The sequence below is a fragment of the Veillonella sp. T14073-2 genome, assembly GCF_002959875.1.
Classification (GTDB): Bacteria; Bacillota; Negativicutes; order Veillonellales; family Veillonellaceae; genus Veillonella; species Veillonella infantium.
Map to the genome: position 1 here is coordinate 67,152 of NZ_PPDC01000011.1, position 15,488 is coordinate 82,639.

The 15,488-nt window shown below is 38.2% G+C and carries 4 protein-coding genes; 3 read left to right on the forward strand and 1 reads right to left on the reverse strand.

Translation table 11 applies throughout. The annotated features are described in order from the left end of the window. Positions 1 to 121: 121 nt before the first annotated feature. Positions 122 to 2,830 (forward strand): S-layer homology domain-containing protein, encoded by a 2,709-nt coding sequence (locus tag VCHSUH04_RS09005; RefSeq protein ID WP_105086290.1) that lies wholly within the window; start codon positions 122 to 124, stop codon positions 2,828 to 2,830. Positions 2,831 to 3,064: 234 nt separating this feature from the next. Here VCHSUH04_RS09005 and VCHSUH04_RS09010 read toward each other — a convergent pair whose 3' ends face one another. Then, a complete protein-coding gene (locus tag VCHSUH04_RS09010) occupies positions 3,065 to 4,723 on the reverse strand; it encodes a class I SAM-dependent methyltransferase (RefSeq protein ID WP_105086284.1) in 1,659 nt (552 codons plus the stop codon). Positions 4,724 to 5,477: 754 nt separating this feature from the next. Between VCHSUH04_RS09010 and VCHSUH04_RS09015 the strand changes: the two genes are divergently transcribed. After that, positions 5,478 to 13,955, forward strand: a complete 8,478-nt coding sequence (locus VCHSUH04_RS09015; protein WP_105086285.1) for an ESPR-type extended signal peptide-containing protein — start codon at positions 5,478 to 5,480, stop codon at positions 13,953 to 13,955. Between the two features lie 165 nt (positions 13,956 to 14,120). Next, positions 14,121 to 14,909, forward strand: coding sequence for a hypothetical protein (locus tag VCHSUH04_RS09020; protein WP_105086286.1), 789 nt, complete (start codon positions 14,121 to 14,123; stop codon positions 14,907 to 14,909). The last annotated feature ends 579 nt before the right edge of the window (positions 14,910 to 15,488 follow it).

Here is a 15,488-nt window from a genome sequence, read left to right on the forward strand (position 1 = left end):
ATTTTAATGCAAAGAGAGCATGATAGGTTTTGTAGTTTGTAAATGGAGGTTCTAAACTATGAACAAACGGAAACGTTTATTAACTTTGTTAATCAATGGTGTGCTGCTATCTAGTTTATGTATGGTAGCTAATGCTGCAGATAATGTAGCTGGGGCAGGTAGTGGCGTAGCTATTGGCACAGGGTCTAATGCTCAAAGAGATGGCGTAGTTGCTATTGGTAAAGGTGCACACACCAATTATGCTGGCGGGTCTGGCTATGCTAAAGTTAATGGTGATGTAGCTATTGGCGAAAATGCAACAACTCATAGTTATTATGATCAATCTGGCTCAGTAGCTATTGGTAAGAATGCGTATGTAGAAAATACGATTGGGCGACAAGAAAAGTTATTTGCGTTTAATCAAACAACTTTTAATACGTTTGGTATGGGAAGTCTTCCACAACAACCAGATAAAGTTGTTACTGGTGTAGCAATAGGTGATAATACGTATGTTCGTACTGGTGGTACCATGATTGGGTCTCATAACTATCGTGGGAAAATCGGTGATATTACTGTCAATACTGACACTTACGCAGAAAAGCGTAAAGCTGGACTAGGCTTATATTCAACAACATTAGGCTCAAATAGCTTTACCAATGGTACTGTTGCAACTACTACAGGTGCTTTAAATGTTATTTCCAGCAATTATGATGGCAATAATATTGCTAATGCAACTAGAAATTTTGGGGCTACTATTAATGGCTCTTTGAACTCCATTGAGTCCGCTACAGCTACTAATAACTATTCTGGATTAAGCAACACTGTTGTTGGTACTGCTAATAGAACCAATAATTCTAATGGTTCTTTGATTTTCGGTGCAGGTAACGAAATTACTAACTCTATTACTAATATAGATGCGGGTGCAATAACACCAGGTCTTTTTGGAGGTCCATCCTCTGTAACTAAATTATCAGAAGATGTGCGTAATTTAGTAAAAGATAATAAATCTGGTGGATCTACATTAGCTATTGGTGGCGGTAATAAAGCCGATTATACACAATTGACATCAATGACAGGTGTTAATAATACTGTTACAGGGACTGCTGGTAATGTTGCAAAATTGAATTACGTAACTGGGTACAATAATACAATTACTAATGCATCTAATAATATTGTAATGGGTAACGATCATACCATTACTGCTGATAATACAATTGCTATAGGAGGACTTTCTTCTGGTGAAACCCGCTCTGTTGCCAATACAACAACTATTGGCTATGATGCAAAAGCTTCTGTTGAAGGCGGTGTAGCTCTTGGTTATAAATCTAATGCGACAGTAGATAAAGGAGCAGCTGGTTATGATATCAGCACCAAAGCAGCATCTACTGATACAAGTTCTACCTGGAAAGCGACTGCGGCAGCTGTATCCGTTGGTGATGTAGCTAATGATGTAACACGTCAAATTACATCTGTTGCAGCTGGTACAAATGATACTGATGCAGTAAACGTAGCACAACTTAAAAAGGTAGAAACTAAAATCTCTACTGTTGAGGCAGATGCTAAAAAACATACTACTGTAGTAGCAGGTGATAATACAACTGTTACATCTGGCACAAATGCTAATGGCGGTGCGGAATACAAAGTATCTGTAAATAAAGACCTAGTAGAAATGAGCTCTGCTAACTTCGGCAAAGCTACTGACGACGTTCGTGCTCGTATCGATAAAGACAGTGCTCGCTTCTTCAACGGCAGCGAAAATATCGGTGTTACACCTAAAGGTATCCAAATCGAAAATACAGATACATTAGAACAAGCGAACTTCACTAAATACGGTATGTATGCAAGTGAAGGTAGTAAAACTGTTTACTACACTACAAATGGTATCAGCGCAGGCGACCAAATCATCAATAATGTGAAAGCTGGTGTAGCAGATACTGATGCAGTCAATGTATCTCAACTTAAACGCGTACAAGATCAAATTGCAGCATCCACTCAAGTTACAACTGTAACAGCTGGTGACCATATTAAGGTTACACCAACTGTAAATGGTAATACTCACGACTATAAAGTATCTCTTGCAGATGATATTGCTGACCAAATTACAAATAACACAACAAATATCAGCAAAAACACAAATGATATCAAAAATATCAAAGGTAATCTATCTAAGATTGACAAACGTGTTGATAAATCTGTAGCAGGTGCAGCAGCGTTGGCAGCATTGCATCCACTTGATTTCGATCCAGATGCTAAATGGGACTTTGCTGCAGGCTATGGCCATTACCGCAGTGGTAATGCTGCTGCATTAGGCGCTTTCTATCGTCCTAATGAAGATGTACAACTTAGCGTAGGCTCTACTGTAGGCAGTGATGAAACAGTATTTAATGCTGGTTTATCTGTGAAAGTAGGCGCTCATAGCAATGTATCTCGTTCTCGTGTAGCAATTGGTAAAGAAGTATTAGCTCTTAAGAAAACAGTAGCTGAACAAAATGCTCAAATTCAAAAATTGACTACATTGTTGAATGGTGTTGCGGGTACTAAGATGAAAGCCGATCACACAACATTGTTCCCAGATATCCCTACAAACCATTGGGCATATGAAGCTGTAAGCGATTTATCTCGCCGTGGTTTAGTAGAAGGCTATCCAGATGGCACATTTGGTGGCGACCGTATGTTAACACGTTATGAATTTGCTCAAATCGTATACCGTGCTATTCAAGACGGCGTAACAGTTAATGATCGCCTTGTAACAGAATTCAGCCCTGAAATGGCATTATTCCGTGTAGATACAGTTGCGAAAAATGCTAAAGGGGAACCAACAATCGAACGCGTTCGTGTTAATAAAAAATAAGGATACTATTAGTTTATAGTGTTCACACAACTTAATAAGTAGCTACTATGCCATACCTCAACTCCACCCCGAGGTCGCATAGTAGTGAATATAAAAAGCGTAACTGATGAGACGGCACTCTTATCAGTTACGCTTTTATTATGTGCAGATATAAATATGAATCAATGTATCAATCTATATCTGCATTTATATTTAGATTTAGATTTATACTTAGATATATATATATAGGTATATCTATTGTCTGAAGTATCCCAAAGCAGTGATATGTTGAATTGATTCGTCTAAATATTGTTCACTAGGCACCGTAAATGTTTCACCATTTCGAGTGCGTGTAATCGTTAGTGTTTCATCTAGAATTGCAATTAGCTCTGCGCGAGAGATTGGTTTTGCCATTTGCTTCATTACATATAGTAAGCCTTCATCTACACTAGCGTCCTCTTGGTTAAACATATTACCTAACGTCATGTACTGTTTGCCATTACCTTCAATTAGTGTGGAAACATAATTAATAAATCGCTCAGGAATATAGCTCACATTTTCTACAAATGGTAAGCATTCATAATTCTCACCATATGCATTGAGGTGGTTGAGGATAGAGAGGTGGAATAGGCGTACATATAGCTTATTCATATCAAAGGTTTCGTTTGGATAATGTTCTTCTATATATTTTTGAATATCCTCTATAGTAAATAGTTGTTTTGTATTCATAAAATACTTGATAGTTTGATGTAAAGGATCTGTCCAACCATTTGGTGTACCAAGTCTATCCTCTGCAAGCCCGCAATAGTAAATGCTTTCAAGAATATCTTTCTCTACTGTTTCATTACGTACGATTGCACCTGCATTGCATTGTTTAGTTAATAAGGCCATGCGGAATTGTGTATCGTAAACAAAATCGTAGTATTGCTCCTTTGCCTTGTAATCATTATTAGAGAGGACCTTAATATTATCTACGATGCTGTCATCTAACCAAGTAATAAAGGATTTTTCTAATCGTGCATCACCTATATATACGCAGCCTTGATGCTCTGCACGCTCAATAAATTGAGCCACATAAACAGGATCATTAAAGGTTTCTAAATATTCATGGCCTACATAATAGTTATTGGATTGCAACACGCGATTGATATTATCGATTTTATAACCTGACTGTTTTTGAATTTCTTCATCCATCTTCATGGTTTCTGCAATTAGCTTTAGCACATTCTTTGTGTAAATCGTACGTTCTTGCAAGCTATCTTTTTTAGCCTGTGTTTCAGAATAGAGCATAATATCGCGAATTTGTTCCAATCGTTTCCAACCAGGATATGTATTGTACGATACATAGGCGATACCACGATTTGATAAATTGCGATTACAAATGGATAGGATTTTATCTTTTACAATATCTGGTACCCAAGACCAGATGCCATGAACGATGATGTAATCAAAGGTGCCGAAATCATCATCGATGTCCATAATATCTTTTTCTAGCAGTGTGATATTAGTGAGGCCGATAGATTTGATTAACTCGTTACCATGCTTAATTTGGACAGGGGATAGGTCGATGCCTGTGAAAGTTGCTTCTGGATAGTACAGCGCTTGAGGAATGATATTACCACCACAAGAGGAACCCAGCTCGAGGACACGGGCACCCTTAATTGGTGCTGGATTGAGACCGTATAGACGTGCTTTGGCGATTAAAGAGTTGATAGCACAATTAGAAAATGCTTTTGATACATAAAGAAAATCATTGTAAGAGTCCTTCAATGCATCAATTCCTTCTTGATCCGCAGATTTTTGATGCGGTGGAGCACTAATTATTTGTTGTGATTCATTATGATTATTTTCTTTATTTTCTTTATATACTTCATTAGAAGTGTTTTTTGCTGGCTCTTTAGTTTGTGTATCCATAACGAGTCCTTTCTTATTCTTTATGGAGAAATACCAACTTATATATCTATAACTATATCTATAACTATATCTATATCTATATCTATATCTATATCTATATGAACTACCTGTTTATACAGTTTCTAAAATGGTTAGTATCATCTCCTATGGGATGACCCAATTATACCGCATTATGATTTAGTATATCATAATTTTTATCAAAATCGGCCGAAAAATTCATAGTTATTTCATTTGCGAGTTCATATGTGAAAAAAATATGAAAGTACCTTTAAAAGGTTGTTAGATTATTATATTCATATTTTTCCATGATCCATATTTTATAGATAATATATAAATAGATGCCAAAATCGAGAAAAATCAATGAGATTAAATCAATTAATCGTTTATTTATAACTTACATTAATATTATTATCGAAAAAACTAGTACTGCATAGAGAAAAATAGATTATATTTTATAAAATACGTATAAAACGCCGAAAAAATGAGTAAAAAAACACTCATATATTAAATTTTGTTTAACAAAATAAAGGTTCTGACAACAAATCTTGCTATTTATGATAAAAACATGAAGAAAACTATTTACAACATTTTCGATATATGATATTCTGTTCATGACACAAAATGAAAGAAATATGAAAGATACTCAGAAAGGCGTAAAGGTATGGGAAATTTAGGCTTTTCCTTCTTTTGTATTTAAATGATTTAATTATAAGGATTGTAATTGTGTCTAGTTAAGAAAGGGGTTCATAGTAATATGAATAAAATCTTTAAAGTTGTTTGGAGCAAAACTAAAGAGTGCTACGTAGTAGTTTCCGAAGTTGCAAAAAACAATGGTGGTAAGAAAAAAGCTCTTGCTAGCGTATTAGCTGGTTTAGCTATGGTAGCTGCTACAGCAGGTACACCTGTACAAGCTGGTACTGCATTAGGTGGTAGTGCTATTAATATTACGCCAGACGGTACATTAAATGGTAGTAACACTACAACTAAAAACTCTGTAGTTGTTGGTTATCAAAATAATGCATCTGGTACATATGCTAATAGTGAGAATGGCAAAATTATTTATGGTGCTAATAACGTAGCTAATAGAGAGTCCTCTTTAGCAGTTGGTAACCAAAACCAAGCAACTAATAAATCTGCAAGCGCTATCGGTGTTGGCAATACAGCATCTGGTGAAGCATCTGTAGCAATGGGTAATTCCAGTACAGCATCTGGTGACCGTTCTATCGCAATCGGTTCTGGTGCAAACGCTACTGAAGGCGCTGCTCTGGCAATCGGTCGTCAAGCTGAAGCAACAGGTTCTAGTTCTGTAGCAGTAGGTTATGTAAATAAAGCTAAAAAGAATGTTGCTGTAGCACTTGGTGTTAATAATAATGTAGATGGCGAACAAGCAACAGCGGTTGGTTCTAGTAATACAATTGCAACTAATGCTAACCAAGCAACTGTAATTGGTCGTACAAACACAGTTAATAGAGCAGGTTCCTTTGCTGGTGGTTTTTCCAACGTTACTAACGGTGAACGTAACGTAGCAGTTGGTAGTGAAAATACTACTACAGGCGAAGATAGTATTGGTATTGGTACTAAAGTAATTGCTGGTACGGGTAAAACAATTGCTATCGGTAGTGTAGCGAGTGACGCTGGTAAATATTTACAAACAATTGCACGTGGTAACGATACTGTAAACCCTGCAACAGGTCAAGTAAATAATGTCTTTGCTCTAGCTATTGGTAACGGTGCTCAAGCAGATGGTAAAGCTAAAAGTGCATCTGGTATGATTGCAATCGGTCAAGAAGTAAAAGCTGACAATAATAACACAATTGCAATCGGTGTTAAAACTGAAGCAACTGGTAATAATGGTACAGCTGTAGGTAGTTACGCTAAATCTATTGGTACCTCCAGTGCGGCATTCGGTACACAAGCTGTTGCTAATGGTTTAGGCGCTACTGCATTCGGTCCTGGTGCAAGTGCTGGTGATGGTTCTACTGAAGCAGATGGTTCTACTGCTGTAGGCCGTAAATCTACTGTAACTGCTGCAGGCGGTACTGGTATTGGTTGGGCTACAACTGTAAGTGCTAAAGATGCTACTGCAATCGGCCATAGTGCTACTGCATCTATCGCTGGCGGTGTTGCTCTAGGTTCTGATTCTGTAACAACTACAGATAAAGGTATAAAAGGTTACAACCCAGCGGATAGCCGTACTAATAAATATAGTGATCAAGCTGGTGCAATTGGTACATCTACATTAGCTGCCGTTTCCGTAGGTAATGGTACAACTGCAACTCGTCAAATCACTGGTGTTGCAGCAGGTACTGCTGACACTGATGCAGTTAACGTAGCTCAATTGAAAAACGTTAATTTAAAATATGCTGGTGACACTGGTAATAGCGACGTATTGTTGAAAGACGGTACATTGAATGTTAAAGGTGATGACAAATTCATCTCCACATCTGCTGATGCAAATGGTGTAAAAATCACTGCTAAAGTAGGTGAAAATATTACTACTAATGCTGATGGTAAAGCAGTAGCTCCTACTACAAACGGCATTGCTACTACTGACAATGTAACTCAAGCGATCAACAACTCTGGTTGGAAAGTAACTTCCGCTAACAATGGTGGTACTACAAACGGCACTACTTCTGAAAAAGTAAGCCCTGGTGACACTGTTACTTTCAGCGCTGGTAAAAACATCGTATTAGACCAAGCTGGTAAACAATTCACATACTCCTTGAACAAGGACGTTGATTTGACTAAAGATGGTTCCTTAACAATTGGTGATACTAAAGTTAACAACGATGGCTTAACAATCACTGGTGGTCCATCTGTTACAAAAACTGGTATCGATGCTGGTAATAAAAACATTACTAATGTAAAAGCTGGTGTAAACGATACTGATGCAGTTAACGTAAAACAATTAAAAGACGCTAAAACTAAACTTGTAGATGGCAAAAATACTACCGTTGAAGGTGATGGATCCACAGCTACTCCTTATAAAGTAAATGTGGAAGGCGACTTGAAAGGTATTACATCCATTTCCAATGCTGACGGTGGTCCTAAAATGACAATTGGTGGCAACTCCATCAACATCACTGGTGGCCCACTTAACATGGGTGGTAGCAAAATCACTAATGTAGCTCCTGGTACAGATGATACTGATGCAGTTAACTACAGCCAAATTAAAGGTTTAAGAACTGAAGTTAAAGCTGGTACTAACGTAACTGTAGATAAAACTCAAGGTACAGATGGCCATGATATCTACACTGTAAATGCAACTGCTACTGGTGGCACAGCTTCTAGCTGGAACATTAAATCCTCTGCTACAGACGGTAAAAACAACGGTATTACAACTGCAACAAACATTTCTGATGCTAAAACTGTAGAAATGCAAGCAGGTAAAAACTTAACTGTAAAACAAGCAGACACAGCTAACGGCGCTTCTGTTGAATTCGCATTGGATAAAGATGTTGATTTAACTAATGATGGTTCCTTAACAATTGGTGATACTGTAATCAACAAAGATGGTATGACTATCACTGGTGGCCCATCTGTTACTAAAACTGGTATCGACGCTGGTAATAAAAACATTACTAATGTAAAAGCTGGTGAAAACGATACTGATGCAGTTAACGTAAAACAATTAAAAGACGCTAAAACTAAACTTGTAAATGGTAAAAATACTACCGTTGAAGGTGATGGCTCCACAGCTACTCCTTACAAAGTTAATGTAGAAGGTGACTTGAAAGGTATTACATCCATTTCCAATGCTGACGGTGGTCCTAAAATGACAATTGGTGGCAACTCCATCAACATTACTGGCGGTCCACTTAACATGGGTGGTAGCAAAATCACTAATGTAGCTCCTGGTACAGATGATACTGATGCAGTTAACGTAAAACAATTAAAAGCTGCTAAGACAGAAGTTAAAGCTGGTGCAGGCGTAACTGTAGCTAAATCTCAAGGTGCTGAAGGTCAAGATATCTACACAGTAAGCTCCACTGGTGCTACTGGTAACACTGATCCTTCTAAAGTTGAAGCTGGTAAAAACACTACTGTAACAGGTGATGGTACAGCAGCTACTCCTTACAAAGTAAATGTAGAAGGTGACTTAACAGATATCTCTTCCATTACAAATGGTAACGGTTCTGGTAAAATCTCCTTCGCTGGTGATCAAGTTGTAAAAGTTGAAGGCGACAACCCTATTTCCTTAGATGGTAAAGGTGGCTATGTAACTGGCTTACAAAACAAAGATTGGGATATTACTAACCCAACGTTTGTTTCTGGTCGTGCAGCAACTGAAGACCAATTGAAAAAAGTAAGCGATGGCTTCAACAACACAGTTAAATTAGCTGGTAACACTGGCAACACAGATACTCAAAAATTGAGCCAAACTGGTGGTTTAAGCTTCGGTGTAGTTGGTGCTAACAACGGTCAATACATTAAAACAACTGCTTCTGGTACAGATGTAGTAGCTGATTTGTCCGATGACGCTAAAACTAAATTAAATAAAACATATACAGTATCCTCTGGTTCCACTAATGTAACTGTAACTCCAACAACTGTTGGCGATAACACAGATTTCAAAATTAGTGTAACTAATACTGCTACTCCTGGTGGTGCTTCCTCTACTGAAAGTGTAGTTAAAAAAGCTGATGCAGCTGGCGACACTAACATTGCTGACGTTACAGTAGCTGGTGGTAAAAATACTAATGATCCAGATGCTCAATACGAAGTTAATGTTTCCCGTAATGCAGTTAAAGATGCAGCACGTGAAGCAGTAACAGTTAACAACGGTGGTACAACTACTGGTGGTAACTACACAGCTGATGCAGACAATCCTATCACTGTTAACCCTGTGAAAGATGATGCAAACCATAACACTACATACGAAGTGAAATTCGATGGTGATAAGGCAGCTAAACAAATTCCTTTGACATACAAAGCTAATGGTACTGGTGACCAAACAGTTAAATTGGACAAAGGTTTGAACTTCACTAACGGTTCCAACACAACAGCTTCCGTAGCTGCTGATGGCGTAGTTAAATACGACTTGAACAAAGACGTTGATTTGACTAACGGTGGTTCCTTAACAATTGGCGATACAGTAATGAACAATGGTGGTTTAACTATCACTGGTGGTCCATCTGTTACTAAAACTGGTATTGATGCTGGTAGTAAGAAAATTACTAACCTAGCTCCTGCTACTGATGGTACAGACGCTGTTAACTACGATCAATTGAAAGCAGCTCGTACAGTTGTTACTTCTAAAGATAATTCTGTAACAATCAACAAAACAGAAAATGGCGATCAAGTAACATATGACTTGCATGTAAATGCAGCTGCTGGCACAGCATCTACTTGGAACTTGAAATCTGGTGCAGTTTCTGCTACAGAAGGTACACATTCTGGTGACACAGATCAAAACATTGCAGACGGTAAATCCGTTACAATGCAAGCTGGTAAAAACTTAACTGTTAAACAAACTAACGACGGTAACGGTAATACAGAAGTTGCATACGCTCTTGATAAAGAACTTAAAGATCTTACAAGCGTAACTACTGAAAAAGTAACAACTAAAGAAATCGGCTTACAAGATCCAACTGGTAAAACTACAACAATCAAGAACGATGGCGACCGTATTACATACACTAAAGACGGTGATACTAAAGTTCATGAAGTAGCTACTCTTGAAGATGAAAAACACATCAAACCAGGTAGCTATGCTGTAGACAATAAAGGCAACGTAACAATGACTTACGTTGACGGTAAAGGTCAAGATGTACCAAATGATAAAGTAGAGCTTACTGGTATTGCTAACCAAGATCTTTCCAACATCACTGATGATGGTAAGAAAGTAATCACTGGTCTTGGTTCCATTGTTAAAGGCGGCGAAAACGTTAACGTAACTGAAGCATCTGATGCTACTACAGGCCAAAAAACTTACACTGTAAATGCTGTAACTCCAGCTGTTTACACTAAAGCTGATGGCACTAAAGTATACAAAATTGTAGATCCTACAACAGGTGCTGTTACATACAATACAAAACCAGATGGTACAGGCACTGCTGTTCCTGCAAATGATGTTATCGTATCTTTCGAAGATTCTAATGGTAACACAACTGGTGGTAACACTATCATCAACAACGTTGGTTCTGCTATCGATAAAACTGGTACAGCTACTGGTGATACATTCTTAACTAAACTTGATAATGCAGCTACTGCAACTCCAAATGCAGCAGTAAACGTTAAAGACCTTAAATCTACATCCGATGCTATTATCGGTAAAGAGCTTCACATCGCTCCTACAGCAGTTAAAGCTGGTAGCACTGAAGCTAAAGGCGGTGTAGTAGACGGTACTGAAAACGTATACAAATACGATGCAGCTACTAAAAAAGTTACATTGACATACAACGATGGCAATGGTAAAGCTGTAACTGATACTAAAGCAGTTATCGACTTCTCTGATTTGAACATCCCAACTCCTGCTGCAGCTTACAGCTTCAAAACAAATGCAGCTGGTAACGTTGACGGTAACTCTACTGAAACTGAAGTAGCAAGCGGTAAAACTGTAAACTTCGGTGCAGGTAAAAACTTGACTGTAAAACAAGAAATCGGTACTGATGGTAGCCATACTTACACTTACGCATTAGACAAAGAATTAACAAACCTTGATAAAGTAGTTGTTAATGGTAAAGACGGTGTCAATGGTAAAGATGGCGTAACTATTACTGGTCCTTCTGGCACAGCTGGTCAAGATGGTAACAACGGTAAAGTGGGTATCTCTGGTAAAGACGGTAAAGATGCAGTATCTATCTCCGGTAAAGACGGCGTAGGTCACATTGGTTTGACTGGCCCTGCTGGTAAAGATGGTAAAAATGCAACTGCCGACATCACTGTAAAAGATGGTGTTCCTGGTGTTGACGGCCAACCTGGTGAAACTATGACTCGTATCGTATACCAAGACAAAGATGGTAACGAACATCAAGTAGCAACTCACGATGATGGCATGAAGTTCGCTGGTGACGACGGTCAAACTGATGATACTAAAGTTATTAAGAAACATCTTAACAACGTAGTAGATATCATTGGTGGTGCTGATAAAGCTAAATTGACTGATAACAACATTGGTGTAAACAACGATAATGGTAAATTGAAAGTTCAATTGTCTAAAGACCTTGATCTTACTGAAAATGGTTCTGTAAAAATTGGTGATACTAACATTAATAAAGATGGTTTAACTATCGCTGGTGGTCCATCTGTTAAGAAAGACGGCATCAACGCTGGTGATAAGAAAATCACAGGCGTTAAAGCTGGTGAAGACGATACAGATGCTGTAAACGTTAAACAATTGAAAGATAACGCTACAACTGTTACATCTTCTGATAACTCTATCTCCGTAACAGACACTAACACTGATCCTGCTAAAGGTCATGCTTATGACATCAAGATCAATAACCAAGGTGTTGTAAACAATGCTCAAATTCCAGTGGTATACACTAAAGAAGATGGCACTAAAGTTTACAAACAACCAAATGGTACTTTCACAACAAATGTTGATGGTACTGGCGACGTAGTTCCAGCAAACGAAGTTATTGCATCCATGAACAATGCTGCTAACTCTTCTACTGATCCTACTAAGTTACAAAACGTTGGCTCCTCTATTGCTGATAAAGCTGGCGATACTTACTTAGATAAGATTAATAACGCTGCTGCTGATCCTCATGCTAAGACTGGTGCTGTAAACGTATCCGACCTTAAAGAAACTGCTGATGCAATCGGCAATAAAGGTATGAACTTCGGTACACAATCTACTGGTCCTAATAGTGAAATCCATAAAAACTTGGGTGAAAAACTTGAAATCGTTGGCGAAGGTACTAAAGCTGATGACAACTACAGCGGTTCCAACATCAAAACTATGACTAAAGATGGTAAAGTTGTAATCGGTCTTGATAAAGATCTTAACGGCTTGAACTCCATTGGCGTTCCTGGTAAAGATGGCGTAGCTGGTAAAGATGGTGTATCCATCTCCGGTAAAGACGGTGCTAACGGTATCGACGGTAAAGTTTCCATCGGTAAAGATGGTAAAGATGCTGTATCTATCGCTGGTAAAGATGGCGTAGGTCACATTGGCTTGACTGGTCCTAAAGGTGCTGACGGTAGCAACGGTAAATCTGTTGATATCTCCACAAACGATGGTAAACAAACATTAGTGAACCCAGAAGCTGGCACTGATAAATCTCAACGTATCGTTTACACTCCACAAGATAAAGACGGCAACCCTATTAAAGGTGCTGACGGCAAAGATATCGTACGTGAAGTGGCAACTATGGATGATGGTTTGAAATTCACTGGTAATAACACTGGTACTGAAAACAAACATGCGTTGAATACACTTGTTAAAGTTCAAGGTGAAGGTGTGACTGCGGCTCAATCCGCTGCATTCCAATCCGCTGCTGGTAACATCAACGTAGTAGCTGATGGTAACGATACATTAACTGTTAAGTTGAACAAAGACCTTAAAGGTATCAACTCTATCAGAAATAGCGAAAATGGTCCTGCATTGAACTTCAACGCTGGTGATCTTGCTGTAACTGGTGGTAACCTCAACATGGGTGGTAACAAAATTACTAACCTTGGTAAAGGTACTAACGATACAGATGCGGTTAACTTGAAACAATTGAAAGATTCCCGCACAATCGTTAAATCTACTGATGGTTCCGTAGGTGTTCGTGAATCTGAAAGTGCTGATGGCGCTAAAGTATACGACTTGTCTACTGGTGCAAGCCCTCGTTTCGATGAGTTAACTGATGAAATCGGTCGTGTAGGTGCACAAGGCGCAGCTCTTGCAGCATTGAAACCTATCCAATACGATCCATTAGAACCAACTCAAATCATGGCTGGTTATGGTAACTACCGTGGTAACTCCGCTATTGCAATGGGCGTAGCTCATTACAAAAACGAGTCCACAATGATGCATGCTGGCTTAGCTTGGGCAGGTGGTTCCCGTCACATGATGGCAAACGCTGGTGTAACTTGGAAAGTTGGCAACCGTGATAGCGAAGCTGCTGTAGCAGATCGTTACCGCAAAGGCCCTATCAGCTCTGCTTATGCAATGCAACAAGAAATGGCTTCCGTTAAAGCACAAAACGCTGGATTAAAAACAGAAGTATCTGATTTGAAAGCTGAAAACGAACAAATGAAAGCTCAAATTGCTGCTATGATGGCAAAACTTGGTATGTAATCATTTGTGAGTGTAAGAACTGAATGAACAAAGGAAGGTATGCGCTACCTAGCGTAGCGCTTGCCTCTCCCTACTGTTTATCAATACAGTGCTTTTAAATATGAACGTGTTAACACGTGAGAGATACTTTCACCATAATCTAACGATAGAAAAGAGGAATATAGAATGAAAAAATCTACATTACTTGCTTGTGCAGCGGCTCTTGTTATTTCTACAGGCGTTGTAGGTGCACAATCCGCTCCAACATATGACGATAATTTGATCTTACCTAATCCTGTATCTGCTCCAGCATTGGGCAATGTAGTATTGGTACCTGTGGCTAGTCCACAAACAGTGTCTGCTGTTCATGACTATGTGAAAGCTTGGCAAAATGCGGAAATCAATATCGCAAAAGCTAAAGTGAAATACGATAACCATGAACGTATGACAAAAGCTGAAAAAATCTGGTTACATTCCTATGACAAACACAACTATGCTGACTACTTCCGTACACATTCCATCGGTCGTGTACATGGTCAAGAAGTGTTCTTGAACTGGAATGGTGAAAACCGTAATAAAAACGAATACGAATATTTCGAAATGCCTAAATACAATGAAAAAGATGGCTTCACTAATAGCTATGGTTACAATGTATTGCGCGGCATGGTAGATCGTATTAACGAAATCGTCCAAAAACAAAAAGAAGTTGGCGGTCCTATGACTGACGACGAAGCAAAAGCATTGGAAGATGCTATTTTGGATGTAATGGCTAAAGACCAAGAAAATGTTTCTAACGAAGAACTTCGTCATTACATGAACGAAACAGTTTGGTTCGCAGCTAAACAAACAGTTAAAAACAAAGCAAGTGAAGAACCTACTGTTCAAGACGAACATACTGTAGACCTTCGTGAAGCAATTAATCGTCCAGCTAACCAAGAAACTAAAAAAGTAGACTTGCGCGCTGCGATTCAATAATAAGGTCGTTGTAAATTTTACATATAAATCATTAGATCACTAGTAGCTCGGCATAAACGATATACAATGAATTAGGAAATGATGTGTGACGCACAGTGTATATAATGAACAACTACATCAGGCCCTCATACGGCGATTGGTTGAGGGCCTGATGTACCCTGGACCCTGACTAGGGCACAAATCCTTATGCAAAACAACGCCATCCGAAAGGATGGCGTTGTTTTTTTGCGTTTATGTATTGTTGTCCTTACTTAAGGCTCAATAGCTATACAAATATAAACAATTATAAAATAATAGACTGCTTATATTAACTACCTTTTTCTATGCATTTATGAAGAACCGCTTTATTACTATGCTTTATCTTCATCTAATTTAGAAAGTTTATATATTTTAGATGAAGATAAACTTGTTTAAGATATACAAATATAATGTAAATATAAACTGATATGATCTGTTTTATACTCTTATATATATAATGTATTATATTATATATAATACAATTACAATATAAACCCTTATTATATGCTGATGTGGAGATATTTTCGCATATCTAGAAAGTTCAATTTATCTTATTTAGAA

Coding starts and splice junctions, on each gene's coding strand:
- VCHSUH04_RS09005 (WP_105086290.1), top strand. CDS start 122: ATGGTAGCTAATGCTGCAGATAATGTAGCTGGGGCAGGTAGTGGCGTA.
- VCHSUH04_RS09010 (WP_105086284.1), bottom strand. CDS start 4,723: ATGGATACACAAACTAAAGAGCCAGCAAAAAACACTTCTAATGAAGTA.
- VCHSUH04_RS09015 (WP_105086285.1), top strand. CDS start 5,478: ATGAATAAAATCTTTAAAGTTGTTTGGAGCAAAACTAAAGAGTGCTAC.
- VCHSUH04_RS09020 (WP_105086286.1), top strand. CDS start 14,121: ATGAAAAAATCTACATTACTTGCTTGTGCAGCGGCTCTTGTTATTTCT.